The 24,518-nt window shown below is 61.1% G+C and carries 25 protein-coding genes; 9 read left to right on the forward strand and 16 right to left on the reverse strand.

Translation table 11 applies throughout. From position 1 onward, the window contains the following. Positions 1–4 precede the first annotated feature (4 nt). Positions 5–313: an ATP-dependent Clp protease adapter ClpS gene (gene clpS, locus FLQ44_RS22270; RefSeq protein ID WP_147696115.1), complete on the forward strand. Its 309-nt coding sequence runs from the start codon at positions 5–7 to the stop codon at positions 311–313. Next, positions 313–2,595 carry an ATP-dependent Clp protease ATP-binding subunit ClpA gene (gene clpA / locus FLQ44_RS22275; protein WP_147696116.1) on the forward strand — a complete coding sequence of 761 codons (2,283 nt, stop codon included), beginning with the start codon at positions 313–315 and terminating at the stop codon, positions 2,593–2,595. The genes clpS and clpA overlap by 1 nt, the downstream gene beginning before the upstream one ends. Positions 2,596–2,650: 55 nt before the next feature. On the opposite strand, the gene xerD is transcribed toward clpA, so the two are convergent. The 6 genes from xerD to FLQ44_RS22305 all read right to left on the reverse strand — a co-directional run bounded on the left by xerD (position 2,651) and on the right by FLQ44_RS22305 (position 8,334). After that, positions 2,651–3,544 (reverse strand): site-specific tyrosine recombinase XerD, encoded by an 894-nt coding sequence (xerD, locus tag FLQ44_RS22280; RefSeq protein ID WP_147686012.1) that lies wholly within the window; start codon positions 3,542–3,544, stop codon positions 2,651–2,653. 86 nt (positions 3,545–3,630) lie between these two features. Further along, positions 3,631–3,990: a 50S ribosomal protein L19 gene (rplS, locus tag FLQ44_RS22285; protein WP_017509889.1), complete on the reverse strand. Its 360-nt coding sequence runs from the start codon at positions 3,988–3,990 to the stop codon at positions 3,631–3,633. Between the two features lies 1 nt (position 3,991). Further along, on the reverse strand, positions 3,992–4,762 hold the full coding sequence (gene trmD, locus FLQ44_RS22290) for a tRNA (guanosine(37)-N1)-methyltransferase TrmD (RefSeq protein WP_147696117.1): 771 nt from the start codon (positions 4,760–4,762) through the stop codon (positions 3,992–3,994). Further along, positions 4,762–5,268 carry a ribosome maturation factor RimM gene (gene rimM, locus FLQ44_RS22295; protein WP_147696118.1) on the reverse strand — a complete coding sequence of 169 codons (507 nt, stop codon included), beginning with the start codon at positions 5,266–5,268 and terminating at the stop codon, positions 4,762–4,764. Before rimM ends, trmD begins: the two co-directional genes overlap by 1 nt. A 37-nt stretch (positions 5,269–5,305) precedes the next feature. Next, on the reverse strand, positions 5,306–5,554 hold the full coding sequence (rpsP, locus tag FLQ44_RS22300) for a 30S ribosomal protein S16 (RefSeq protein WP_017509892.1): 249 nt from the start codon (positions 5,552–5,554) through the stop codon (positions 5,306–5,308). A gap of 77 nt (positions 5,555–5,631) precedes the next feature. Next, positions 5,632–8,334, reverse strand: a complete 2,703-nt coding sequence (locus FLQ44_RS22305; RefSeq protein ID WP_147696119.1) for a bifunctional acetate--CoA ligase family protein/GNAT family N-acetyltransferase — start codon at positions 8,332–8,334, stop codon at positions 5,632–5,634. Between the two features lie 244 nt (positions 8,335–8,578). Between FLQ44_RS22305 and nadA the strand changes: the two genes are divergently transcribed. The 5 genes from nadA to rpoS all read left to right on the forward strand — a co-directional run bounded on the left by nadA (position 8,579) and on the right by rpoS (position 13,201). Continuing rightward, positions 8,579–9,496, forward strand: coding sequence for a quinolinate synthase NadA (nadA, locus tag FLQ44_RS22310; protein ID WP_147696120.1), 918 nt, complete (start codon positions 8,579–8,581; stop codon positions 9,494–9,496). 119 nt (positions 9,497–9,615) lie between these two features. Next, on the forward strand, positions 9,616–10,356 hold the full coding sequence (gene surE / locus FLQ44_RS22315; RefSeq protein WP_147696121.1) for a 5'/3'-nucleotidase SurE: 741 nt from the start codon (positions 9,616–9,618) through the stop codon (positions 10,354–10,356). A gap of 20 nt (positions 10,357–10,376) precedes the next feature. Then, a complete protein-coding gene (locus tag FLQ44_RS22320) occupies positions 10,377–11,009 on the forward strand; it encodes a protein-L-isoaspartate(D-aspartate) O-methyltransferase (protein ID WP_240801382.1) in 633 nt (210 codons plus the stop codon). A 95-nt stretch (positions 11,010–11,104) separates the two neighbouring features. Then, positions 11,105–12,211 carry a peptidoglycan DD-metalloendopeptidase family protein gene (locus FLQ44_RS22325; protein WP_240801383.1) on the forward strand — a complete coding sequence of 369 codons (1,107 nt, stop codon included), beginning with the start codon at positions 11,105–11,107 and terminating at the stop codon, positions 12,209–12,211. A 42-nt stretch (positions 12,212–12,253) separates the two neighbouring features. Next, positions 12,254–13,201: an RNA polymerase sigma factor RpoS gene (rpoS, locus tag FLQ44_RS22330; protein WP_017509898.1), complete on the forward strand. Its 948-nt coding sequence runs from the start codon at positions 12,254–12,256 to the stop codon at positions 13,199–13,201. 70 nt (positions 13,202–13,271) lie between these two features. Here the strand turns inward: rpoS and FLQ44_RS22335 are convergent, their stop codons facing one another. The 3 genes from FLQ44_RS22335 to FLQ44_RS22345 are packed head-to-tail and all read right to left on the reverse strand — an operon-like array spanning position 13,272 to position 17,056. Continuing rightward, positions 13,272–15,227: a transglutaminase TgpA family protein gene (locus FLQ44_RS22335; protein ID WP_170253067.1), complete on the reverse strand. Its 1,956-nt coding sequence runs from the start codon at positions 15,225–15,227 to the stop codon at positions 13,272–13,274. Next, positions 15,214–16,164: a DUF58 domain-containing protein gene (locus FLQ44_RS22340; RefSeq protein WP_147696125.1), complete on the reverse strand. Its 951-nt coding sequence runs from the start codon at positions 16,162–16,164 to the stop codon at positions 15,214–15,216. Before FLQ44_RS22340 ends, FLQ44_RS22335 begins: the two co-directional genes overlap by 14 nt. Beyond that, positions 16,148–17,056, reverse strand: a complete 909-nt coding sequence (locus tag FLQ44_RS22345) for an AAA family ATPase (RefSeq protein WP_147696126.1) — start codon at positions 17,054–17,056, stop codon at positions 16,148–16,150. The genes FLQ44_RS22340 and FLQ44_RS22345 overlap by 17 nt, the downstream gene beginning before the upstream one ends. Positions 17,057–17,133: 77 nt before the next feature. Between FLQ44_RS22345 and FLQ44_RS22350 the strand changes: the two genes are divergently transcribed. Then, entirely contained in the window at positions 17,134–18,093 is a 960-nt protein-coding gene (locus FLQ44_RS22350; RefSeq protein ID WP_170253068.1) for a histone deacetylase family protein, read from the forward strand. A gap of 444 nt (positions 18,094–18,537) precedes the next feature. Here the strand turns inward: FLQ44_RS22350 and def are convergent, their stop codons facing one another. Both def and plsY read right to left on the reverse strand, forming a co-directional pair. After that, a complete protein-coding gene (gene def, locus FLQ44_RS22355; RefSeq protein WP_147696127.1) occupies positions 18,538–19,035 on the reverse strand; it encodes a peptide deformylase in 498 nt (165 codons plus the stop codon). 3 nt (positions 19,036–19,038) lie between these two features. Continuing rightward, entirely contained in the window at positions 19,039–19,671 is a 633-nt protein-coding gene (gene plsY / locus FLQ44_RS22360) for a glycerol-3-phosphate 1-O-acyltransferase PlsY (RefSeq protein ID WP_147696128.1), read from the reverse strand. Between the two features lie 68 nt (positions 19,672–19,739). On the opposite strand from plsY, the gene folB reads away from it, so the two are divergent. Then, positions 19,740–20,099 (forward strand): dihydroneopterin aldolase, encoded by a 360-nt coding sequence (folB, locus tag FLQ44_RS22365; protein WP_017509905.1) that lies wholly within the window; start codon positions 19,740–19,742, stop codon positions 20,097–20,099. Positions 20,100–20,181: 82 nt separating this feature from the next. On the opposite strand, the gene FLQ44_RS22370 is transcribed toward folB, so the two are convergent. The 5 genes from FLQ44_RS22370 to argC all read right to left on the reverse strand — a co-directional run bounded on the left by FLQ44_RS22370 (position 20,182) and on the right by argC (position 24,434). Continuing rightward, positions 20,182–20,571, reverse strand: a complete 390-nt coding sequence (locus tag FLQ44_RS22370) for a group II truncated hemoglobin (protein WP_147686038.1) — start codon at positions 20,569–20,571, stop codon at positions 20,182–20,184. 99 nt (positions 20,572–20,670) lie between these two features. Further along, on the reverse strand, positions 20,671–21,927 hold the full coding sequence (locus tag FLQ44_RS22375) for a D-amino acid dehydrogenase (RefSeq protein WP_147696129.1): 1,257 nt from the start codon (positions 21,925–21,927) through the stop codon (positions 20,671–20,673). 95 nt (positions 21,928–22,022) lie between these two features. Then, complete coding sequence (locus tag FLQ44_RS22380; RefSeq protein ID WP_147696130.1) at positions 22,023–22,880, reverse strand: CheR family methyltransferase; 858 nt, start codon at positions 22,878–22,880, stop codon at positions 22,023–22,025. Positions 22,881–22,945: 65 nt separating this feature from the next. Beyond that, positions 22,946–23,296, reverse strand: coding sequence for an iron-sulfur cluster insertion protein ErpA (gene erpA / locus FLQ44_RS22385; protein WP_147696131.1), 351 nt, complete (start codon positions 23,294–23,296; stop codon positions 22,946–22,948). 94 nt (positions 23,297–23,390) lie between these two features. Beyond that, on the reverse strand, positions 23,391–24,434 hold the full coding sequence (gene argC, locus FLQ44_RS22390; protein WP_147696132.1) for an N-acetyl-gamma-glutamyl-phosphate reductase: 1,044 nt from the start codon (positions 24,432–24,434) through the stop codon (positions 23,391–23,393). Between the last annotated feature and the right edge of the window lie 84 nt (positions 24,435–24,518).

Genomic DNA, 24,518 nt, shown 5'->3' on the forward strand with positions numbered 1-24,518 from the left:
TCCCATGTCTACGCAGCACAAGGATGATGTCTCGACGGTGGCCCGCAAGGCCGAGCTAAAGCCACCACCAATGTATAAAGTATTGTTATTGAACGATGATTTCACACCGATGGATTTTGTCGTTGAGGTACTGCAGCATTTTTTTCACATGAATGCGGAAAAAGCCACAATCGTGATGCTGCAGGTCCACAATGAAGGTAAGGGTCTTTGTGGCATTTATACCAAAGACATCGCCTCTACCAAGGTAGAGCAAGTTTCGCAGCACGCACAAACGCACCAGCATCCACTGCAGTGTGTCATGGAGGAAAACTGATGATTGCCCAAGAACTGGAAGTCAGCCTGCACATGGCCTTTATGGATGCACGCCGCAAACGGCACGAATTCATCAGCGTGGAGCACCTGCTCCTGGCGATGACTGACAACCCGTCTGCTGCCGAAGTCCTCCGCGCCTGCGGCGCCAACATTGACCAGCTGAAAAAGCAGCTGGGGGACTTTATCGACGAACATACGCCCACCGTGCCTGGCGATGCCGAGGTGGAAACCCAGCCCACACTGGGATTCCAGCGCGTGATCCAGCGCGCCATCCTGCACGTGCAGTCGTCTGGCAAAAAAGAGGTAACCGGCGCGAACATTCTGGTAGCCATCTTCGGCGAAAAAGACTCGCATGCCGTGTACTACCTGCATCAGCAGGGTATTTCGCGCCTGGACGTGGTCAATTTCATTTCGCATGGTATTACCAAGCAAAATGCCAAACCCGCTGCCAGCCAGGAGCCGCACCACGATGCCTCTGGCGAAAACGAGGGTGAAGACAGCGGCAACGCACCAGGCGGCGCGCTGGAAAACTACACACTGAACCTGAACCAGCAGGCCCGTGATGGCAAGATCGACCCGCTGATCGGCCGCGAGCACGAGGTAGAGCGTGTTATCCAGATCCTGTGCCGCCGCCGCAAGAACAACCCGCTGCTGGTAGGCGAAGCTGGCGTAGGCAAAACCGCCATTGCGGAAGGCCTGGCGCGCCGCATCGTGGCTGGCGATGTGCCCGATGTGCTGGCCAAGGCCACGGTGTACTCGCTGGATATGGGCGCCCTGCTGGCCGGCACCAAATACCGTGGCGATTTCGAACAGCGCCTGAAGCAAGTGATCAAGCAGCTGGCAGAAGACAGCCACGCCGTGCTGTTCATCGACGAAATCCACACGCTGATCGGCGCCGGTGCCGCCTCGGGCGGTACGCTGGACGCGTCCAACCTGCTGAAACCGGCCCTGTCCAACGGCAGCCTGCGCTGCATTGGCGCCACCACCTACAGCGAATACCGTGGCATTTTCGAAAAAGACAGCGCCCTGTCGCGCCGCTTCCAGAAAATCGATGTACCAGAGCCGTCGGTAGAGCAGACGATCGAAATCCTGAAAGGGCTGAAAAGCCGTTTCGAGGCGCACCATGGCGTGAAATACACGCTGGCAGCCCTGTCGACTGCGGCCGAGCTGTCGGCGCGTTACATCAACGACCGCCACCTGCCGGACAAAGCCATCGACGTGATCGACGAAGCTGGCGCTGCGCAAAAAATCCTGCCCAAGTCCAAGCAGAAGAAGGTGATCAACAAAGGCGAGATCGAAGAGATCATCGCCAAGATTGCCCGCATTCCTGCCAAAACCATCAGCAGTGATGATCGCAACGTGCTGAAAAACCTGGACCGCGACCTGAAAAACGTGGTGTTTGGCCAGGACAAGGCCATCGAAGCGTTGGCCGCAGCCATCAAGATGTCGCGCTCTGGCCTGGGCAACCCGCAAAAGCCGATCGGTTCTTTCCTGTTCTCCGGCCCTACCGGCGTGGGCAAGACCGAAGTGGCCAAACAGCTGGCCTACTTCCTGGGCGTGGAGCTGCTGCGCTTTGACATGTCCGAATACATGGAACGCCATGCGGTAAGCCGCCTGATTGGCGCGCCACCGGGCTATGTTGGCTTCGAGCAAGGCGGCCTGCTGACCGAACAGGTAACCAAGCACCCGTACGCCGTGCTGCTGCTGGACGAAATCGAAAAAGCGCACCCGGACATCTTCAACGTGCTGCTGCAGGTGATGGACCACGGCACGCTGACCGATAACAACGGTCGCAAGGCAGATTTCCGCAATGTGGTGATCATCATGACCACCAATGCGGGCGCCGAGTCGCTGTCCAAATCCAGTATCGGCTTTACCGGCAGCAAGCAGGCTGGCGATGAAATGGGCGATATCAAGCGCCTGTTCAGCCCCGAGTTCCGCAACCGTCTGGATGCCATCATCCCGTTCGGCATGCTGAACGAGGAGATCATCCTGCAGGTAGTGGACAAGTTCCTGATGCAGCTGGAACAGCAGCTATCGGACAAGAAAGTGGAAATCCACTTCAGCGATAGCCTGCGCAAGTACCTGGCGAAGAAAGGCTTCGACCCGCTGATGGGCGCCCGCCCGATGGCACGCCTGATTCAGGACACCATCCGCAAAGCCCTGGCCGACGAGCTGCTATTTGGCCGCCTGGCTGGTGGGGGCGATGTCACGGTGAATCTGGACCAGGACGACAAAGTGGAACTGGTGTTTGCCGAAAGCCCGGCAGAAGCCACGGCCTAAAGCACATCGCCCACGACAGCCCCGGTAAGCTACCGGGGCTTTTTTGCGGCCAACCTTAGCCGCGGGGGTGATGCGCGGCGTGCAGTGCCTTCAGGCGCTCGCGGGCCACGTGCGTGTAGATCTGCGTGGTAGACAGGCTGGCGTGGCCCAGCAGCAGCTGTACCACGCGCAGGTCGGCACCGTGGTTCACCAGATGGGTGGCAAAGGCATGGCGCAGCGTATGCGGGCTCAGCGGCGGCGCACCGGCTTGCTTGCCGTAGCGGGTAATCAGGTGCCACGCCATTTGCCGAGTCATGGCCTGTTTGCGGTTGCTGACGAACACGTCTTCGCTACGCGCCGCCCCCATGATGAGCGGCCGGCTTTCTGCCAGGTAACGGCGCAACCAGTGCTCGGCCACCTCCCCCAGCGGCACCAGTCGTTCTTTGTTGCCCTTGCCCACAATACGCACATAGCCCTCGCCCAGATACAGCTGGCCCAGCGTCAGGCCCACCAGCTCGCTGACACGCAGGCCGGTGGCGTACAGCGTTTCGATCAGGGCACGGTCGCGCAGCCCTAGCGGGGTATCAATGTCCGGCGCGGCCAACAAGCCATCCACGTGGCTTTCCGATAGGGTGCCCGGCAGGCGCAGGCCCAGCCTGGGCGCTTGCAGCCTGGCCGACGGGTCGTCTTCGCGCAGCTTCTGCTGGCACAGGTAGTGATAAAAACGCCGCGCCGCAGACAGCCGCCGCGCGCGGGTAGCCGGCTTGTCGGTATCGATCAGGCCCAGCATCACCTGCTCCAGCGCCGGGGTGTCGGCGGTATCCAGGGTATGGCCAAATGGCTGCAGGGCGGCTTCTAGCCGCAAGAGGTCGCGGCGATAGGCCGCCAGGGTATTGGCCGACAGGTTGTCGGCCAGCCAGAGCGTATCGAGAAAGGCGTCGAGATAAAGCGATTTTGCTGCCTGTTGCATGGGGGTGCGGCCAACCTGGTTGCCAATGAAAAAAGCGCCAGCCGAGGCTGACGCTTTCAGGGTACGACAAGTTAAACCCGTTGGGCTTACTTGCGAACCAGCTTTTCCTTGATACGTGCGGATTTGCCGGTACGACCACGCAGGTAGTACAGCTTGGCACGACGCACAGCACCGCGACGCTTCACTTCGATGGAAGCTACCAGCGGGGAGAAAGTCTGGAAAGTACGCTCAACGCCTTCGCCGGAAGAGATCTTGCGCACGATGAAGGAGCTATTCAGACCGCGGTTACGGATGGCGATAACAACGCCTTCGTAAGCCTGCAGACGCTCGCGGTTACCCTCTTTTACTTTTACCTGAACGATAACGGTATCGCCCGGTGCAAATTCAGGGATGGTTTTACCCAGACGGGCGATTTCTTCCTGTTCCAGTTTCTGGATCAGATCCATGTTACTGCTCCTTGTTTTTGAGGAGATCTTGTTCCTGCTGGTACTCTGCCAGCAGCCGAGATTCCTGTTTGGATAAAGTGCGGTTTTTCAGCAAATCCGGGCGGCGCTCGAAAGTGCGGCCCAGCGACTGCTTCAAACGCCACTTGGCGATCATGGCATGGTTGCCGGACATCAGGACATCCGGTACGCGCACACCACGATATTCTTCAGGGCGGGTGTAATGCGGGCAGTCCAGCAAGCCATCCACAAACGAATCTTCGTAAGCAGACTGGGCGTCGTTCAACACCCCAGGCAAGAGACGCACAATGGCGTCCATCAGGACCATCGCCGGCAGCTCGCCACCGGACAACACATAATCACCTACCGAAATTTCTTCATCGACTTCGCGATCGATCAGGCGTTCGTCCACCCCTTCGTAACGGCCACACAGCAAAATCAGGCCTGGCATGGCAGCCAGTTTGCTGACTTTATCGTGCGTCAGGGGGGCACCCTGCGGCGACAGATAAACCACGTGTGATTTATCCACACCGGCAGCGGCCTGTCGTGCGCGCGCTGCGGCAATCGCTTTTTCCAGCGGTTCAACCAACATCACCATGCCGGGGCCGCCACCATAAGTGCGGTCGTCTACGGTGCGATGGTTGTCACTGGTGAAGTCGCGTGGGTTCCACGCTGAAAACTGCCAGATCGATTGTTCAATTGCCCGCCGGCTTACGCCAAAGCGGGTAATTGCATCAAACATCTCGGGAAACAGCGTAATCGCATCAAGCTGCATTAAAAATCCAGACCCCAGTCCACGGTAATCCGTTTTGCGGCCAGATCTACATCGACAATGTAATCGGACACAAAAGGTATCAGCCGCTCATCCGTATCACCACGGACAACCAGGACGTCATTGGCGCCGGTTTCCATCAGCTCGGCAACTTTGCCCAGCACGATGTCTTCCTTGTTCACCACGTCAAGGCCGATCAAATCAATCCAGTAATACTCATCATCTGCCGCTGCCGGCAGCTGATCGCGGGCGATGGCAATTTGCATGCCACGCATCCCTGCGGCGATTTCCCGATCGTCAACGCCATCAAATTTGACAACCAGACCCTTAGGCTGGGCGGAGCCATCCGTAAAGGTATAGGGTTTCCATTCGCCGTCTTTCTTTAACCACCATTCCGGGTAGTCGAAAAGACTGTCGGCGTACTGGGTATCCGCCTGGACTTTCACCCAGCCACGAACGCCAAAGGCGCCGCGGACAAACCCCATTACAACTAGATCAGCGTCACGCATGCGCCTTGCTTCCGTACTGTAGACTGATCAAAACTGATCAGGCAGCCTTCGGCTGGTCTTTCAGCAGCTTGGCTACGGAGTCGGTCACTTGCGCGCCAACGCCGATCCAGTAGTTAACGCGGTCCATGGCCAGACGAACGCGCTCTTGCTTGTCGTTAGCGACAGCATTGTAGAAACCCAGACGTTCGATGAAGCGGCCATCGCGACGGTTGCGGGAGTCGGTAACAACGATGTTGTAGAACGGACGGTTTTTGGAGCCGCCACGTGCGAGACGAATTACTACCATTGTCGATTGTCCTTAAATATACGGAATCGTAGAAAAGCCCCCGATTCTATGGCATTTTTCCCTTACGCTGCAAGTGCTTATTGGCTGTTTTGCACAGTAGGCGCTTGCAACAGGTCTTTGGTAACGATAGTCAGGGCCCGGTCCTCCGGGTGCACCTGCACCACAAAGCCTAGGCGGGACATGAGTTTAAGCATGCCTTTGTTGCCGGCCAGCACCTCGCCCACCATCACTTTCAGGCCCTGCTCGCGCGCTGCATCAAACAGCGCATTCATCAGGATTACGCCAATACCTTTGCCCTGCCAGTGGTCGGCCACCTCCAGCGCGAACTCGCAGCTTTCGTTATCCGGGTCGGTGACGTAACGGGCTACGGCCAACTGTTCTTCGCCGTCGGCAGTTTCGTGCGTCATGGCCAGCGCCATTTCACGGTCGTAATCCAGCTGGGTAAAGCGCACCAGCATGGACTGCGACAGCTGCTTGATACTGGACATATAGCGGTTGTAGCGGCTTTCTTCCGACAGGTTGCGCACAAACTCCTGCGTCATGTAGGCGTCTTCGGGGCGTACCGGGCGGATGTTAACCGCGGTGCCGTCTTTCAGCATCGAGCAGTGCACCATGTGCATGGGGTAAGGCATGATGGCCATATGGCCATAGGGTTTGGTGCGTTTGACGGTCTGCACGATGATGCGGGCGTCCAGCGCGATCACACCGGATTCGTCTGCCACCAGCGGATTGATGTCCATCTCGCGCACTTCGGGCAGCTCGCACACCAGCTCGGACACGTGCAACAACACACTCTTGAGGGTGTCGATATCCACGCCCGGCATGTTCTTGAAGGGCCCCAGAATCTTGCCGATACGGGTTTTGTCTATCATGCGCTCGACCAGGTAGTGGTTCACCGGCGGCAGGCTTAGCGCCCGGTCTTGCATGATTTCTACCGCAATGCCGCCTGCACCGAAGGTAATCACCGGGCCAAACGACGCATCGTGCGTTACCCCTACCATCAGCTCGCGCGCGTGGCGGCGCTTGCGCATGGCCTGTACCGACACGCCTTCGATGCGCGCCTCTGGCTGCGCCTCACGCGTGCGGGTCATGATGCCGGCAAAGGCCTCGCGCAAGGAGTGCTCGTTACCGATATTCAGCTCCACACCGCCTACGTCGGACTTGTAGATGATGTCTGGCGAGTCGATCTTCAGCACCACCGGGTAGCCGATCTCTGCGGCCAACCCGATGGCCTCGTCTACATCCTTGGCCAGCGTGGTGCGGTTTACCGGGATATTGAACGCCGCCAGCACTTCTTTGCTTTCCCGCTCGGACAATACCGAGCGCCCTTCCAGCAGGGCCGTAGTAATGACGGCGCGAGCTTTCAGCACGTCGGGTACCACCTGCTCGCCTTCCAGCGGCGCTGGCGTCTGCAGCAGCATTTTCTGGTTATGGTGGTAAGACGCTAGGTTGCGGAACACCTCGATGGCAAACTCGGGAGCGCGGAAGTGCGCGCACTTGGCTTTGGAAAACAGCTCGCGGCTTTCGGACACCTTGGCATCGCCCAGCCAGGACAGGAACATCGGTTTGCTGCTTTCGCGCTGCAGGCCCACCATCAATTGGGCCGTGGTCAGGTGGTCGGTACCGGCCTGCGGGGTAAAAATCACCAGCACGCCATCGACATTGGCGTCATCCAGACAGGCTTTGACTGCAGTACGAAAGCGCACCGGGCTGGCATCGCCGATGATGTCTACCGGGTTGCCGTGCGACCAGTTGGCCGGCAGCGATTCATTCAGCAGATCCAGTGTGGGCGGCGTTAGCTTGGCCAACTCCACACCATACATATAGGCACTGTCTGCGGCCAACACGCCGGGGCCAATACCGTTGGTAACGATGGCCAGGCGCTTGCCAGCCACGCGATAGTTGGCCGCAAGCACCTTGGCTGCGGTAAACAGCTGGGCAATGGTGGCCACGCGCAGCACACCGGCGCGGGACAGCGCGGCATCGAACACGTCGCCGCTTTCCACAAGGTTGGACGAGTGCATCAGGCCGGTAACGTCATCTTCGTAGCGGCCGGATTTCACCACCACCACCGGCTTGGTACGCGCCGCGGCGCGCAGCGCGCTCATGAAGCGGCGGGCGTCGTGCACGTGGTGCACATGCAGCAAAATGCCCTGGGTGAAGTTGTCTGATACCAGGTAGTCCAGAATCTCGCCAAACTCCACGTCCAGCGCCTCGCCCACCGACACCACGCTGGAAAAACCGATGCCTTTGCTATCGGCCCAGTCCAGCATGGCGGTACACAGCGCCGACGACTGCGACACCAGCGCCAGGTTGCCGGCCTTGACCTTACTGGTGTAATTACTGGCGTTGAAACCGGCCACCGGGCGCATCAGGCCCAGCACATTCGGCCCCAGGATGCGGATACCGTAATGCTTGGCAATGGACACCGCCTCGTTCAGCGCCTCGCGCTCCTGCGCTTCGCTATCGCCAAAATCCTTGGCCAGCAGAATGCCCTTCACGCCCTTCTTGCCACAGTCCTTCACAATGCCGGGCAAGCTACGCAGCGCGGTGGTGACCACGACCATATCCACCGGGCCTTCGATCAGCTTGACCGAGGTATAGGCTGGTATACCGCCCACCACGCGGTGGTGCAGGTTCACCGGGTACAGCTTGCCCTGGAAATTGCCGGCCAGCAGGTTGGCAAAAATCGCCTGCCCCACCGAGCCTGGCGTATCGCTGGCACCCACCACAGCCACATTGCGTGGTGAAAACAAAGGTGTGAGGTAATGCGGTTTCATGATTTATCCATCCCGATGGTTTGACGGCGCCTTGCCGCCGCAGCCACGCCCTGGCCATAGCGGCATTCGTGCGTGCTGCGTGGTACACGCGTAGTATTGACAGTTGCATCAAGCGTATCAAGCTAGTAGCGCGGCTTGCACAATATTGCTAATCTTCGCGGTTTCGCGGTACAGCCATGTTGTGCCGCATCAAACGATTACCCAGATCCGGAAAAGGCCAGTCCCTCACGGGAGAACCGTCATCATGAGCAAACGCGTCGTTACCCTTGCACACTACTATACCCAGCCTGAAATCCAGCAGATGGCCGACAAGGTCGGCGATAGCCTGGAGCTGTCGCTGTTTGCCCGCGAGTCCAAGGCTGACATCATCGTGTTTGCCGGTGTCCGCTTCATGGCCGAAACCGCCAAGATCCTGAACCCGCAGGCCGAAGTGATTCTGCCCGATGCAGGCTCCACCTGTTCGCTGGTTACCCAGACTGACGTTGCTGCGCTGCAACAGTGGCGCGAAAGCCACCCGGACCACGTGCACGTGTCGTACATCAATTCGTCCGCCGCACACAAGGCGCTATCCGACTGGATCGTCACCAGCCGCAACGTGGACGACATCATTGCGCATCTGTATGAAGATGGTAAGAAAGTCATCTTCTCGCCAGACCGTAACATGGGCGCCTACCTGAACTACCAGTACGGCTACGACATGCCGCTGTGGTCTGCCGTGTGCGAGGTACACGACAAGTTCAACGAAGCCGCACTGAACGAAGCCCTGACCGCCACCCATGGCAAAGCCCACCTGATTGCCCACCCGGAAAGCCCGCTGCCGGTGCTCAAACGCGCCCAGTACGTTGGCTCCACCTCCGGCATGCTGAACTGGGTAAAAGCCTTCCAGGGCAACAGCAGCGAAGTGATCTTTGTCGCCACCGAAGACGGCATCCTGTACAACATGCGCCTGGCTCGCCCGGACCTGGATATCCGCCAGGCACCGATCTACGCCGGCTGCCAGTGCAATTCCTGTCCGTACATGAAGATGAATACCATCGACGCGGTAAAGCGCGCCCAGCAAGGCGAAGGCACCCGCATCGACTACCTGTCCGAGGCCGAAATGGACGCCGCGCGCCTACCGATAGAACGCATGCTGGACTTCAGCCAGCGCTACTACCAGTAAGCCCGCGCAAAACCACACAGCCCGCCGAACGCGGGCTGTTTTTGTTTATGCAACGGGCACGGCGGTTTGCGCCATGCCCATACGCGGATACAATCGTTAAGTCTTGATGGAAAGCTGCGATGAAAATTCTGATTAGTAACGACGACGGTTATTTTGCACCCGGCTTGGCAACGTTGGCCGCACACCTCTCCACCCTGGGCGAGGTGGTAGTGGTCGCGCCCGAGCGCGACCGCAGTGGCGCCAGCAATTCGCTGACCCTGGACCGCCCGTTATCGGTCAGGCAAGCCGCCAGCGGCTTTTATTATGTCAACGGTACGCCGACCGACTGCGTGCACGTTGCCATCACCGGCTTTCTGGATTTCCGCCCCGACATCGTGGTGTCCGGCATCAACCACGGCCCCAATATGGGCGACGACACGCTGTACTCCGGCACCGTCGCCGCCGCCACCGAAGCATTTCTACTGGGTATACCGGCCATTGCCGTGTCGCTTGCGGGTAAAAACCGCCACTTCGACACCGCAGGCCAGGTCGCCACAGACCTGGTACGCCGCTTTCAGGCCCAGCCCTTCAGCCGCCCCATGCTGCTGAACGTCAACGTGCCCGACATCCCGGCAGACCAGCTAACCGGCACCGAGGTAACACGACTGGGCCGCCGCCATCACGCCGAACCGGTGATCCGCGCACACAACCCGCGCGGCGAAGCCGTGTACTGGGTAGGCCCGGTCGGCCCCGAGCAAGACGCCGGCAACGGCACCGATTTTCACGCCATCCGCCAGCAGCGCGTGTCCATTACGCCGCTGATGATAGACCTGACCGCACGCGATCAACTGGATGAAATACACACATGGCTCAATCCCTAGTTGCAGGCAGCAATTTCGGCATGTTCTCCGACCGTACCCGCATGCGGATGGTGGAGCGGCTGCGCCAGAACGGCATTAGCGAAGAACGCGTGCTGGCCGCCATGTACGAGGTACCCCGCCACCTGTTCATCGACCAGGCGCTGGCTACCCGAGCCTACGACGATGTATCGCTGCCTATCGGCCAGGGGCAAACCATCTCGCAGCCGCTCACCGTGGCCCGCATGACCGAAAAGCTGCTGGAAGGCCGCGACAAACCCGGGCGCATTCTGGAAATAGGCACCGGCTGCGGCTACCAGACGGCCGTGCTGCTGAAAACCGGCGCCGAGGTGTTCTCCATTGAACGTCTGGGCGGCATTCTGGACAAAGCCAGACAGAACCTGCGCCAGGCCAAGCTGGTGCACGCCCGCCTGGTGCATGGCGATGGCCACCTGGGCCTGCCGGATGTCGCGCCGTTCGACGGCATCATCATCACGGCGGCGGCACGCCAGGTGCCGCCTGCCCTGCTGGCACAGTTGGCCGACCATGGCCGCCTGGTCATTCCGGTAGGCGACCAAGAGCAACACCTGTGGCTATACGAGAAAACCGCCGAGGGCATGCGGCAAACCCAGCTGGAGCCAGCCAAGTTTGTTCCGCTGCTGCCTGGTAAGCAATAAGCAAAAAAGCAACACCCGTTCCTATAGATTCTTGTCTGACAATTTACAGCAAGCAGATAGCTGACATATAAAATCGGTACTCAATGCAAAACATCTTGTTAAAAAAACTGGCACTAATCGGCAGCAGCATAGCAGTAGCCTCGCTAATGGCAGGCTGCGCACAGCTGCACCAGGAAAACCCTGCAGAAATCGTGAAAGGCACGCCCACTACGCAAAAACCGCGTAGCGATGCGCCAGCCAAGCCGGCAGCTACCCCGCCGGCCACGACCGGCAAGGCCAGTACACAAGCCATTGCACTGGGTACGTCCCCGCAAGCCAGAGTGGTAGCGGGCCAGACAACCCACACCGTTCAAGCCGGTGAAACCCTGTACCGCGTTTCCGTGAATAACGGCCTGCGCTACCAGGACCTGGCCGAATGGAACAATTTGGACGGTTACACCATCAAGGTTGGCCAGGTATTACGGCTAACCCCACCCGATGCACCGCGTACTGGTGCAGCGGTAACCGCCCCAGCCGCCAGCAGCACTACCACCGTAGTGAAGCCGGCAGAAACCAAACCGGCAGCAGGCCAAGTGCCGGTTGAAGCCAAAGCACCGATAAGCGGTGCCGACGCTCAGGCAGCCAGCAAGGGCTATCCGAAAGCCTTGAAGCTGCCGTACTCGGAGGAGGCCATCAAGAGCCTTCCGGCCCAGAGCGAAGGAAGCGGTAAACCTGCCGTCAACGTACCCGCTGCCAAGAACACGCCGGACAAACCGGCCAGCAAAGTAGAAGCAGCAACACCCGTCGCTCCGGCAGGCACGCCTGTCGAAGCCAGCAGCCCAAAAGCTGCCTCTACCGGTGTGGTATGGGCCTGGCCTACCCAGGGTAACGTGGTTCGCGGTTTTTCGGACCAGAACAAAGGCATCGACATTGCCGGCAAAGCAGGGCAGCCGGTGAATGCCGCCGCCGATGGCAAAGTGGTGTATAGCGGTAGCGGTTTGCGCGGTTACGGGAAGCTCATCATCCTGCGCCACGACAAAACCTTCCTGTCGGCCTACGCCCACAATAGCCAGTTACTCGTAAAAGAGGGCCAGTCTGTCAAGAAAGGACAGAAGATTGCCGAAATGGGTAATACCGATGCTGACCAGGTAAAACTGCATTTTGAAATCCGTCAGCTAGGCAAACCTGTCGACCCGAGCAAATTTCTGGAAACCAGACCCTGACCGGACCCAGTCCTGATCAGGAGCGCAAGCGGGGGAATTATCATGAGCGACGATCTTGATCTGCTGGAAGAAGTACTGGACGAAGAAGTAGAGGCCGAAGACGAGCCCCGTGCCGAAGCGGAAGACGCAGAAGAAGCGTCGGCCAGTAAGGGTTTTGAAGATATTGCCGATGTCACCCAGATCTACCTGAACGACATCGGCAGTAATGCCCTGCTGACCCCGGCACAGGAAGTCGAACTGGCCAGGCGTGTAGTACAGGGTGACTTCAGTGCGCGACAGAAAATGATCGAGCACAACCTGCGCCTGGTGGTAAACATTGCCAAACACTACATCAACCGCGGCCTGGCGCTGCTGGACCTGATCGAAGAAGGCAATATCGGCCTGATGCATGCACTGGAAAAGTTTGACCCGGAGCGTGGCTTCCGTTTTTCCACCTACGCCACCTGGTGGATACGCCAGAGCATTGAACGCGCGATCATGAACCAGTCGCGCACCATCCGCCTGCCGGTACACGTTATCAAGGAGCTGAATGTCTATTTGCGCGCTGCACGCCATCTGGAAAGCCAGATGGGTCGCGAGCCGACGCTGGAAGACATTGCCCACCTGACAGGCAAACCGGTAGACGAAGTTCGCAAGGTGCTGAACCTGAACGAACGCATGGCATCGCTGGATGCACCACTGGATATCGACCCGATGCTGTCCATCGGCGAATCCATCCCGGACGAGCAGCACGAAGAGCCGGATATCCAGCTGCATAACGCACAGATAGAACACTTTGTGCACGACTGGCTGGGCCAGCTTACCGACAAACAGCGCATGGTGATCGAGCGCCGTTACGGTTTGAATGGGCAGGAAGTCTGCACACTGGAAGAGCTGGCCGCCACCCTGAGCCTGACGCGCGAGCGGGTACGCCAGATCCAGATCGAGGGGCTGGAACACCTGCGCCGCATCCTGCGCCGTAAAGGTGTCACCAAAGACTACCTGATCTGACCTGATACAAGCACACACACCACCGGCAGCCCGCGCGCTGCCGGTTTTTTATTGTGCAACGCCAGCCAGACTAGCGCTTGCGGCCAACCTTGGCCGGGCGAAACGCCCGCACCTGCCGCCACAAGCTGCGCCAAGCTGCGTCATCGCCCCCTTGCGGGGCGTACTGCAAACGCTGCCACTGCTGCAGCAAAGCGGCCAGCGCCTGCTGCTCGGCCTCGGTCAGCCGCCTGGCGTGGGCCTGTAGCTCGCCAGCCGTATCGCCCGGCGCCACCGCCAGACCGGCACGGCGCAAGCGCTGCGCCAGGCCTTGCCATACCTGCTGCGGCAGGCTGCGCCGTACCCGGCGGCCGTATAACACATAGGCGGCCAGCGGCAGCAATACCAGCGCCATGCCACCCAGCAAAGCCTTCGCCACGTTGGCCGCAGACACCTCGCCCAGCCCCAGCTTCTGGAACAGGTTCTGCTGGCTGGCCGCATCGTAGCCCACCACCCAGCGCTGCCAGCTAAAGTTGGCCAGCTGCCACTGCTGGCCTACCCACTGCGCCCAGCCTGGCGGGCGGCCGCCCACCAGCGGCATGCGCGGCGCTACCTCGCCCAGGGTATTGTCGATGCCGGCATCCACCCGCTGCGGTGCCACCAGCGCGGTGGCGTCTACCCGCTGCCAGCTGCCATCTACCCAGACCTCGCTCCAGGCATGGGCATCGGACGAGCGGATCTGCCAGAAGCGCCCCTGCGCATTGAATTCCCCGCCCTGAAAACCTACCACCACGCGTGCGGGCAGCCCAGCCGCGCGCGCCAGTACGGTAAATGCCGAAGAAAAGTGCTCGCAAAAACCCTGGCGGCTGCCAAACAGGAAACCATCCACCACATTGTCGGCCAGCGTGGGCGGGTTGAGCGTGTAGCGCAGGCCTTGTTCCGCCAGCCACAGCTGCAGCGCTTGCAGCCGTGCCGCCGGCTGCGGGTGGCGCTGCGCCAGCGCCTGCCCGGCCTGAAGGGTACGCGGGTTATCGGCAGGCAGCTGCAGGTAGAAGGCTTGCTCGCGCTCGCCCAGCGCATCGCCATACCGGCTGCTGGCCACGCTCTGCACGCTGTAGCGCAGCCTGGCGGTGTTGGCCGCGTCCACGCGGCGCAGCTTTTGCTGGTAGCCCAGCACCACGCCTTCTCCTGCTGCCACACCCTGCTCCAGCATGGGCAGGTAGCCCTGGAACGGCTCGGCGACCACGTCGTATCGTAGTGCCGCCGTACTGGCCCCCACCTCGACCCCGCGTGGCAAGGCCAGGTTGGCCGCCGTCCAGCGCGTGCCATCAAACTGGTCGAATACCATTACACGCCAGTACAGCTGGCTGACGCGCGGCTGGCTACCGCGAAACTCGGCGGTAAACACCGGCTCGCGCGAAGGGATCATCTTGCCGATGGCGCCGGGGCTCATGCTATCGGCCAGGCCGGTCGTCGCGCCCTGTTGTTCGGTGGGCATGCTCCACAGCGGGCCAGGCAAGCGCGGCATCACCACGAACAGCACCGCCATCAAGGGGAACGATAACAACAGCGCCCGCGCCGTCACCGCCGGGCTCAGGCGGGCGTCTTCGCCCGCTAGCAGCACCATGGCCCAGGTCAGGCCAAACAAGGACAGCAATAGCCACAGCGCCGACAGCGGGCTCTGGTCAAACAGCAAAGGCGTGGCCGCCAGAAAAAAGCCCAGCGCCAGCAGCACGCGCCAATCGCGCAAGCTGGCGGTTTCCAGCGCCTTGCCGCCCACCAGCAGCAACAGAAACGCCACCCCGCCCTCGCGCCCCACCAGCGTGCGCAGGTTCAGCCACAAGGCAGCAATGGGCAGCAGCAAGCCCAGCATCAGCCAGAGGCGGTGTGGCAAGGGCCGGCGCTGCCACACCAGCGTGGCGCGCCTGCCTAGCAGCAGGGCAAACACCAGCGGCACCCAGCCCGGCAGGTGCAAGAACAAGGGCAGCGCCACCAGCGCCAGCGCCGCCAGCACGGCAAAGCGCGCCAGCCTCAGCTCATCCGCCAGCATCGTGTACTCCAAAGCGGGCCAGCGCCAGCAAAGCCGGCTCGCTGTCACCCGCATCGACGTGATATTCCCCCTGCGGTAGCAGCAGCCGCAGACCGGCCCCGGCGCGGGTGGCCTGCAAGACATGCCAGCATAAGTGGGATAAGCGCTGCTCGGGTGGCATGTTGGCCGCGTAGTCATCCCAGCTCAGGCTGGGCAGCCCGCCAGCAGCCGCAGGGCTGGCAAACTCGCGTGCCGCCAGGCTGCCGCGCCGGGCATACACACGCCAGGCGATACGGTGCAGGCTCTGCCCTGCCTGCCAGGGGGCCAGGCCGGCGAACTCGTCGCCGCCCGGCTCGGTGGCGGCGGCCTCCCCCTCGCCCCCTTGCCAGGCCAGCTCGCGCGGGTCAGCCAGCGGCTGCGGGTACACCCACAGCGCCGCCTGCAAACGCACATGGCTAAATGCCCGCACCAGGCCCAGCGGTGCCTCCGACCATACCCGCAGTACCGGCATGGCGAGCTGGCCGCGGTAAGGGGCGGCCAGCGGCAAGGCATAGTCACCGGGGGCGGTGCTTTCAGCCAGCACGGTATCCCCTTCATACCAGCGCAGTCGCAAGCGTCGTGGCTGGGTATCGGCCCATTGCAGGTGTACAAGAAAGCGCGCCTCGTCCCCGGCAAACACGTTGGCCACCGCACGTGCCTGCAGCTGCAAGCCCGCCAGCTGACGGTAAGCGAGTAACACCGACAGCAGCATCAGCGCCACAATCCAGAACGACAGCACGTAGGCCAGGCTCACCGCATAGTTCAGCGCGCCGACCCACACCGCCAGCGCCACCACCAGCATGATGGCGCCAAAGCGCGTGGGCAGCAGGTAAATGCGCCGCTGCGTCAGCCGTGCCTGCGCCTCACGCGGGGTATGGCGCAGCACCCATTGCTGCAGTGCCTTACGCCAGCGCCACATTGCCCAGTATCCGCAGCAGCAGCGCGCTGCTGTCGCTACCCGGCAGGCGGGGTGTCAGCCGGTGCGCGGCCACCGGCACAAACACGGCCTTGATGTCCTCCGGCAGCACATGGTCGCGGCCATCCAGCAGCGCCCAGGCGCGTGCTGCGGCCAACAAGGCCAGGCCGGCACGCGGGCTCAGGCCATGCAAAAACAGCTCGGGCTGGCGCGTGGCCTGCAGCAGCGCCAGCACATAGCCGGCCAGCGCAGGCGACACATGCAGGCTGGCCGCCTGCTGCTGCAGCTGTAGCAAATCAGCCGCACTCAGCGCGGCAGTCAGCTTGTGCATGACCTGGCGGCGGTCGCCGCCTTGCAGCAGCTTCAGCTCGGCGTCGGCCGGCGGGTAGCCCAGCGAGACGCGCATCAGGAAGCGGTCCAGCTGCGACTCGGGCAAGGGGAAGGTGCCGCGCTGGCCATCCGGGTTCTGCGTGGCAATCACAAAGAACGGCTCGGGCAGCGCATGCGTCGCGCCATCGGCGGACACCTGGTGCTCCTCCATGGCTTCCAGCAGCGCGGACTGTACTTTGGGCGAGGCGCGGTTGATTTCATCGGCCAGCAATAGCTGTGAAAACACCGGCCCGGGGCGGAACTCGAAGCGCCCTTCCCCCGGCAAAAACACGCTGCCGCCCAGCACATCGGCCGGCAGCAAGTCGCTGGTGAACTGCACGCGGCGATAGTCCAGGCCCAAGACGGCAGCCAGGCTATGCGCCAGGGTAGTTTTGCCCACGCCGGGCACATCCTCGATCAGCAGGTGGCCACCGGCCAGCAAACACGCCAGCGCCAGCCGGGTTTGCTGTGGTTTCCCCAATATCAAGGCATTAAGTTGACGATACGCAAAGGTGATGGATTGCATTCGGGCCTGCTTACGCGCACTATTTATTAAAAAATCATATATCCCTTTTGCCTCGGCAAAGCAATAAGGAAACGCTTGTGCTTAACTGGTTGAAATCTCATATTACCGGCGGTGGGCTTACCGCCTACATCACCCATAGCGACTGCCTTCAGCACAATATGGGCGTGGGCCACCCGGAATGCCCGGAACGGCTGATCGCCATCAAGGACCAACTGATGGCGTCGCAAATCTTCGACAGCCTGCAGGAAATCGATGCGCCACAGGTCAGCGAGCAACAGCTGGCCAGGGTGCACCCGCCACATTACGTAGAGTACATCGAGGCCTGCGCACCGTCGGTCGGTACCTTCCGCGTGGACCCGGACACCGCCATGAACCCCGGCACCCTGCCCGCAGCACTGCGTGCAGCCGGCGCCGTGGTCAAGGCAGTGGACATGGTGATGAACAAAGAGGCCCCCAATGCCTTCTGCGCCATCCGCCCGCCCGGCCACCACGCCGAAAGCGACAAAGCCATGGGCTTCTGCTTTTTCAACAATATCGCCGTGGGCATTGCCCACGCCTTGTCGCAGTACCGGCTGGAGCGTGTAGCGGTGGTGGACTTTGACGTACACCACGGCAATGGTACCGAAGAAATCTTTCACGACGACCCGCGGGTGATGATGGTGTCCATCTTCCAGCACCCGTTCTACCCCTACAGCGGCGACAACCCCATGGGCAGCAATATGCACCATGTGCCCATGAAGGCCGGTAGCGGCAGCCGCGAGTTCCGCGAGGCGGTGGAGTATTTGTGGCTGCCGCAGCTGCGCGAGTTCCAGCCGCAGATGATTTTCATCTCGGCCGGCTTTGATGCGCACCGCGAAGACGACATGGGCTCGCTAGGCCTGGTAGAGGCCGACTACGAGTGGGTAACACGGCAGCTGATGATGGTGGCAGCAGAATGCTGCGAGGGCCGCATCGTATCGGCGCTGGAAGGCGGCTACGACCTGTCGTCGCTGGCACGCAGCGTGGCGGCGCACGTGAAGGTGCTGTCGGACGGCTAACCCTGCCCTGCCCGCCATCGCCATGAAAAAACCGGCCACCAGGCCTAATGCTAGTCAGTTAGGCGAATGTACCTGACCATCAAGTAGTAGGACGTGAGTGAAGCGCCCCATCCCGTTGGCGCGAGCCGGACAAAATGGTACGCCCCGGGTTTTAAGACGCCGATTTGTTTGAGCCCCGAGCCGTTAGCGAGGGGCGAGTTCGGCGGCGCCTGGGGCGTGGCATTTTGGCCGGGATTTCGAGCAGCCCCGGGTTGCGGGGGAATGAAAAGGGGGCGGCAATCCGCCCCCTTTCCCGTTTGCCGGGCGGAACCGGCATGTAAATATTGTCCGCGTAGCGGACACACTAGCACTGGTCAACGAAACAAACCCCATGCCAGTCAGCGTTAACTGACTGGCATTAGCCACCAGGCCGGTTTTGACTTGTTCGCCGCATCAGCCCTGCGATCACCCCCGCCGCCACTGCGGGTGGCGCCAGTACACCCAGCGCTGGCGCCAGCGCGGCAGATGGTCTAGGAACACGCGGCCGGCCAGGTGGTCCAGCTCGTGCTGGATGGCAGCGGCCTGAAAATCGCAGGCAGTCAGGGTAAAAGGTTGGCCGCAGCGGTCTAGCGCGGCCAACTCGATCACTTCGGCACGGGCAATACTGGCACGGTAGCCCGGCAAGCTCAGGCAGCCTTCCTTGCCGCGTACACTGCCGCGCTGCGCCACGATGCGCGGGTTGATCATCACCAGCGGGGCATTGCGCCCGTCGCTGACATCCACCACCGCCACGGCCAGCGCCTCGCCCAGCTGGTTGGCCGCCATACCCACACCGTTGCGGGTGGCGTACAGCGTATGCAGCAAGTCATCCACCAGAGACTGCACCTGACTGACATCGTTTACCGGCATCGCCTGGCGGCGCAGGCTGGGGTCACTCAGGGGCAGAATCGGGCGAATGGTCATGGCTCAGGGCTGGTTTTTGTCTCCCGGCTCGGCTTGGCCAATTTTGTCTTCCTGGCCGGTCAACAGGTTTATCAGGTTGGATTTATGGCGATGGATCACCAGAATCGCAATGATAATGCTGGTGCCCCAGAACACACTTTGCGGCCCGACAATAAAGAACGCATAAACCGGCACCAGCACGCAGGCCACAATGGCAGACAGCGATGAAATCTTCACCACAAACGCCATGAAGAGCCAGGTGGCCAGTGCGGCCAAGGCCAGCCAGCCGCTAAACGCTGCCAGCACGCCCACGGCCGTGGCCACGCCCTTGCCACCCTTGAAGCCAAAAAACACCGGCCACATATGGCCCGCCAGCACCGCCAGGCCGGCCATGGCCACCGCCTGCTCGCCCAGGCCATAAGCCGGGCCGAACTGCTGCACCAGCAGCACCGCCACCCAGCCTTTGAGGCCGTCACCCAGCAAGGTCAGTGCAGCGGCCAGCTTTTTGCCAGAGCGCAGTACATTGGTGGCGCCGGGGTTTTTGGAGCCGTAAGTACGCGGATCGGCCATGCCCATCAGCTTGGTTACGATCACGGCAAAAGACAGGGAGCCAATCAGATAGGCACCCAAAATAAAGGCAAACGCTGTTGTGGTCATGGCTTATCCACTAGAATACAAGGCTTGGCATTTTACGGTATCGGGCAACAAACCCAAAGCCCGCAACGATGGACATTATCTTTTTGCGCGAAGTGCGCGCCGACACAGTGATCGGCGTATACGACTGGGAGCGTACCGCGCCCCAGACGGTGCTGCTGGATATCGAGTACGGCATCCCCAGCGAAGTAGCCTGCCACAGTGACGATATTGGCGACACCATTCACTACGGCGAAGTCGTCGAACGCGTACGCGCCTCGCTGGCGGCGCAGCATTTCTTGCTGATCGAAGCGCTGGCCGAACACATTGCCAGCATCGTGCGCGACGAATTTGGCGCGCCGTGGGTACGCGTAGCCGTCACCAAGCTGAACATCCTGCCGGATGTCAAACACGTGGGCGTGATGATAGAGCGCGGCCACCGCCCGCACTAAGCCACCTGCCAGACAAGACAATGCGGCCAACCTGGTAACAGGTTGGCCGCATTGTCTTATCCCGTATGCCGTCAGGGCATGCTCAGGCGTCTTCGCGGTTCCGCATGAAGTCGGCGGTATTGTAAAACGCCTCGATCAGCTTGGCTTTCAGCCAGTCTTCGCACACCAGCTCGTTGACCGCCTGCGTCATGCACTGCATCCATTGGTCGCGCGCCACACTATCTACGGCAAACGGCATATGGCGCATGCGCAAACGCGGGTGGCCAAAGGTATCCATGAACAGCGGCGGGCCGCCCAGCCAGCCGGACAGAAACATATACAGCTTCTCGCGCGAGCCCGCCAGGTCGGCCGGATGCATATCGCGCAGGCTTTTTACCGACGGGTCGGTATCCATGATGTCGTAGAAGCGGTCGGTCAGCCAGCGCACCACGCCAGCGCCGCCCAGCAGCTCGTAAGGGGTCATTTCCTGCATGATGGTTTCCTGCAAAACAAGGGCTGCATGGTAGCACGGCGGCTATGGCCTACCCTGCCCCACATCAATAAAACCGGTGCGATCAAGCTGGCGCGCACGCTAGCCGTGCAAAAACGGGAAAGCGATCTCCGGCACCTGCCCGCTCATCAGCTGCGCCAGCGCACGGCCAGAGCCGGGGCCTTCGGTCCAGCCCAGCGTACCGTGGCCGGTATTAAGCCACAGATTGCTGTAACGATAGCGGCCGATCAGCGGCACATTGCCGGGCGAGGCCGGGCGCAGGCCGGTCCAGAACTGCGCGGCGTCCCAGTGGCAGGCATCGGGAAACAGCTGCTGCGTGCGCCGTACCAGCGCCGCGCAGCGCACCGGGTTCAGGTGGCTGCTGTAGCCCGACAGCTCGGCGGTACCGGCCACACGCAGCGTATCCCCCAGGCGCGAAAACACCAGCTTGTGCGACTCGTCGGTAATGCTCACCTGCGGCCCGCTAGCCGCATCGCGCAGCGGCAGGGTAGCCGAGTAGCCCTTGGCCGGGTACACCGCAATGTGGTGGCCCAGCTGCGCCAGCAATAGCGGGGTATGGCTGCCTAGCGCCAGCACATAGGCGTCGGCCTGCAGCGTATCAAAGCGGCCATCCGCACCGGTAAGCGATACGCCGGCAATGCGCCCGCCCTGCGGCTGCAAGGCATTGATGCGCGTTTGCCAGGCAAACTGCACGCCCGCATCGGCGCAGGCCGCCGCCAGCTGGCAGGTAAACTGGTGCACGTCGCCGGATTCATCGCTCTCGCACCAGGTAGCGGCCAACAGCTGCGGGGCGATGGCGGCCAGCGCCGGCTCGCGCGCTACCGCGTCGTCTACCGACACCACGCGGCGCGTTACGCCCTCGGCGGCCAACAGCTTGCAGGCGGCCAGCGCGTGCTCTACCTCCTGGCGGCTGAATAGCAAGGCCAGGATACCCTGCTGGCGGTGGGCGTACTGTAGCGGTAGCTGCTGGCGCAGCTGGGCGAAAGTCTGCTGGCTATAGCGCCCCAACGCCACCATATGGCGCAGGTTGGCCGCATGGCGGCCGGGCAGGCATTCACGCAAGAACTGCAGCGCCCAGCGCCACTGTGCCGGGTCCAGATGCGGGCGGAACCACAGCGGCGCATCCTCGCGCAGCATCCAGCGCAGCACGCGCCACGGCGTGGACGGGTGCGCCCACGGCTCGGACTGGCTAACCGAAATCTGCCCGCCATTGGCAAAGCTGGTCTCGCGGGCGGGGCCGCTGGCACGGTCCACTACCACCACCTCATGCCCTGCCTGGCGTAAAAACCACGCGGTGGAAATACCGATAATGCCGGCACCCAGTATGGCAACCTTCATTTCACCCCCTGGCACACAAGAAAAAAGGCCCACAAGGGGCCTTGCCGGCAAGCATGGTAAAGCGATGCAGGCAGCATGCCAAGCTGCCGCAAACGTCAAGCCTTGCGGCGCGCCAGCTCGTACACGGTTTTGCCGCGCAGGGCAAAATACTCCGAGGCGAAATAGAAGTTTTCCGAATGGCCGACAAACAGCAGGCCGTGCGGCTTGATCAGCGGGTAAAACTTTTTCAGCACGGCAAACTGCGTGTCGCGGTCGAAATAGATCATCACATTGCGGCAGAACAGCGCGTCGAACTGTTTACGCATTGGCCAGTTGTTGTGCACCAGGTTCAGCTGGCTAAAGGTAATCATATTGCGCAGCTGCGCTTTGGCCTGGTAGTTGCCATCCGGCAGCTTGTCGAAATAGCGCGCCGCATAGCCCGCAGGCAGCTTGGTGATTTTGTCGGCGCTGTAAATGCCCTTGCGGCCAACCTCCAGCACGCTAGTATCCAGGTCGGTAGCCAGAATGCTGATATTGCCGCGCCCGCCCAGCGCTTCCAGCGCGGTCATGGCGATGGAGTACGGCTCTTCACCGGTGGACGATGCCGCGCACCAGATACTGATTTCCTGCCCGGTGGGCAGGGTTTTCAGGTACTCGGCCAACATGTGGAAGTGGTGTTCTTCACGGAAGAAGAACGTCAGGTTGGTCGTCAGCGCGTTGACGAACAGCTCGAACTCGCGCTTGCCGCCAGCGCTTTGCAAAAAATCCACGTAGGCGGCAAAACCATCCAGCTTCAGCTCGCGGATGCGGCGCACCAGGCGGCCATACACCATATCTTTCTTAGTGGGGTTGAGCGAAATGCCTGCTTCTTTGTAAATCAGCTGCCGTACACGTTCGAAATCCTGTTCACTGAACGCAAACTCGCGGGTGAACTCCACCTTGGGCAACACGATGGGCGGAATCTTGTTATGCATGATGTCTCTCCGCAAAAGCAAAACCCGGGCAAGACCCGGGTTTGTGCATGAGGCAACGCTCGGGCTTATACCGAAAAGGACGAGCCGCAGCCACAAGTGGTTTGCGCATTCGGGTTGCGAATCACAAACTGGGAACCTTCCAGGCTTTCCTGGTAATCGATCTCTGCACCTACCAGATACTGGTAGCTCATCGGGTCGACCAGGAAGGTTACGCCAGCGCGCTCAATAGCGGTATCGTCTTCATTGGCGATTTCGTCAAATGTAAAACCGTACTGGAAGCCGGAGCAGCCGCCACCGGTAACGAAAACGCGCAGTTTCAGATCCGGGTTGCCTTCTTCGGCCACCAGGTCACGCACCTTGTCGCAAGCGCTGTTGGTAAAGTTGATCGGGGACGGGGTTTCGGTAGCAGCAGTCATCTCACAAGCCTTTCGGTACAAGGACGGGCCGCGCCAGCGGCCCTTCATCCTACTATTTTAGTAGGATATTGGGCCGACTGGCGAGTTTTCAACATCAAGGCAGCAGCGGCACGATATTCAGGCCGGCGTTTTCCGGCTGGCCAAACATCAGGTTCATTACCTGTACCGCCTGGCCGGAGGCGCCTTTGACCAGATTATCTTCTACCACCAGAATCACCAGCAAGTCACCATTGCCAGGGCGGTGCACGGCGATACGTGCCGTGTTGGCACCGCGCACCGAGCGGGTTTCCGGGCAGCTACCCGCGGGCAGCACATCCACAAACGGCTCACTGGCAAAGCGCTGCTCGAACAGCTGCTGGTAATCCACATCACGGCCTCCCGGCTTCAGGCGGGCGTAGATGGTGGAGTGAATGCCGCGGATCATCGGCGTGAGGTGCGGCACAAAGGTCAGCTTGACCGGCGCACCGTGGATAGCCGACAGACCCTGCTCGATTTCCGGGCTGTGACGGTGGCCTTTCACACCGTAGGCCTTGAAGTTATCGCTGGATTCGGCAAACAGGGTACCTACCTCGGCTTTACGGCCGGCACCGGATACGCCGGACTTGCAGTCGGCGATCAGGGTATCGGTTTCGATGTACTGCTTGCCACCTTCCAGCAGCGGCAACAGGCCCAGCTGTACCGACGTCGGGTAGCAGCCCGCCATGCCGATCAGACGCGCCTGCTGGATCGCCTCGCGGTTGACCTCGGGCAGGCCGTATACCGCCTCGGCCAGCAGGTCGGTGCAGCTGTGCTCCATGGCGTACCACTGGGCAAACACTGCCGGGTCTTTCAGGCGGAAGTCTGCAGCCAGGTCGATCACCTTCACGCCGGCCTCCAGCAGCTCGCGCGCCTGCGCCATGGCCACACCATGCGGGGTGGCAAAGAACACTACGTCGCAAGCTTTCAGGTCGGTTTCGTCGGGCGTACTGAACGCCACATCCACACGGCCACGCAGGCTGGGGAACATCTCGGCCACTTTCATGCCGGCTTCCTTGCGCGACGTTACCGCCACAACCTGTGCACCCGGATGGTTGGCCAACAAACGCAACAGCTCGACACCGGTGTAACCGGTACCGCCGACAATGCCCACCTTGATCATGCGAGGCTCCTCTGGATATAAAAAAATGTCGCAAAGGCGACATGGTAAGGAGTGCTGCAGCGCAATGCAACCGGCAAAACCGGC

The organism is Vogesella mureinivorans (assembly GCF_007644035.1).
In the GTDB taxonomy this organism is placed as follows: Bacteria; Pseudomonadota; Gammaproteobacteria; order Burkholderiales; family Chromobacteriaceae; genus Vogesella; species Vogesella mureinivorans.

Excerpts from the sequence above, each read along its gene's own strand:
- rpoS (WP_017509898.1), top strand. The coding sequence starts at position 12,254 with ATGAGCGACGATCTTGATCTGCTGGAAGAAGTACTGGACGAAGAAGTA.
- xerD (WP_147686012.1), bottom strand. The coding sequence starts at position 3,544 with ATGCAACAGGCAGCAAAATCGCTTTATCTCGACGCCTTTCTCGATACG.
- def (WP_147696127.1), bottom strand. The coding sequence starts at position 19,035 with ATGACCATTCGCCCGATTCTGCCCCTGAGTGACCCCAGCCTGCGCCGC.
- rimM (WP_147696118.1), bottom strand. The coding sequence starts at position 5,268 with ATGCGTGACGCTGATCTAGTTGTAATGGGGTTTGTCCGCGGCGCCTTT.
- clpA (WP_147696116.1), top strand. The coding sequence starts at position 313 with ATGATTGCCCAAGAACTGGAAGTCAGCCTGCACATGGCCTTTATGGAT.
- rplS (WP_017509889.1), bottom strand. The coding sequence starts at position 3,990 with ATGGATCTGATCCAGAAACTGGAACAGGAAGAAATCGCCCGTCTGGGT.
- nadA (WP_147696120.1), top strand. The coding sequence starts at position 8,579 with ATGAGCAAACGCGTCGTTACCCTTGCACACTACTATACCCAGCCTGAA.
- clpS (WP_147696115.1), top strand. The coding sequence starts at position 5 with ATGTCTACGCAGCACAAGGATGATGTCTCGACGGTGGCCCGCAAGGCC.
- FLQ44_RS22345 (WP_147696126.1), bottom strand. The coding sequence starts at position 17,056 with ATGCAATCCATCACCTTTGCGTATCGTCAACTTAATGCCTTGATATTG.
- FLQ44_RS22320 (WP_240801382.1), top strand. The coding sequence starts at position 10,377 with ATGTTCTCCGACCGTACCCGCATGCGGATGGTGGAGCGGCTGCGCCAG.
- FLQ44_RS22380 (WP_147696130.1), bottom strand. The coding sequence starts at position 22,880 with ATGCATAACAAGATTCCGCCCATCGTGTTGCCCAAGGTGGAGTTCACC.
- surE (WP_147696121.1), top strand. The coding sequence starts at position 9,616 with ATGAAAATTCTGATTAGTAACGACGACGGTTATTTTGCACCCGGCTTG.
- FLQ44_RS22335 (WP_170253067.1), bottom strand. The coding sequence starts at position 15,227 with ATGCTGGCGGATGAGCTGAGGCTGGCGCGCTTTGCCGTGCTGGCGGCG.
- plsY (WP_147696128.1), bottom strand. The coding sequence starts at position 19,671 with ATGACCACAACAGCGTTTGCCTTTATTTTGGGTGCCTATCTGATTGGC.
- folB (WP_017509905.1), top strand. The coding sequence starts at position 19,740 with ATGGACATTATCTTTTTGCGCGAAGTGCGCGCCGACACAGTGATCGGC.
- rpsP (WP_017509892.1), bottom strand. The coding sequence starts at position 5,554 with ATGGTAGTAATTCGTCTCGCACGTGGCGGCTCCAAAAACCGTCCGTTC.
- erpA (WP_147696131.1), bottom strand. The coding sequence starts at position 23,296 with ATGACTGCTGCTACCGAAACCCCGTCCCCGATCAACTTTACCAACAGC.
- FLQ44_RS22305 (WP_147696119.1), bottom strand. The coding sequence starts at position 8,334 with ATGAAACCGCATTACCTCACACCTTTGTTTTCACCACGCAATGTGGCT.
- FLQ44_RS22370 (WP_147686038.1), bottom strand. The coding sequence starts at position 20,571 with ATGCAGGAAATGACCCCTTACGAGCTGCTGGGCGGCGCTGGCGTGGTG.
- FLQ44_RS22340 (WP_147696125.1), bottom strand. The coding sequence starts at position 16,164 with ATGTGGCGCTGGCGTAAGGCACTGCAGCAATGGGTGCTGCGCCATACC.
- FLQ44_RS22375 (WP_147696129.1), bottom strand. The coding sequence starts at position 21,927 with ATGAAGGTTGCCATACTGGGTGCCGGCATTATCGGTATTTCCACCGCG.
- argC (WP_147696132.1), bottom strand. The coding sequence starts at position 24,434 with ATGATCAAGGTGGGCATTGTCGGCGGTACCGGTTACACCGGTGTCGAG.
- trmD (WP_147696117.1), bottom strand. The coding sequence starts at position 4,762 with ATGCAGCTTGATGCGATTACGCTGTTTCCCGAGATGTTTGATGCAATT.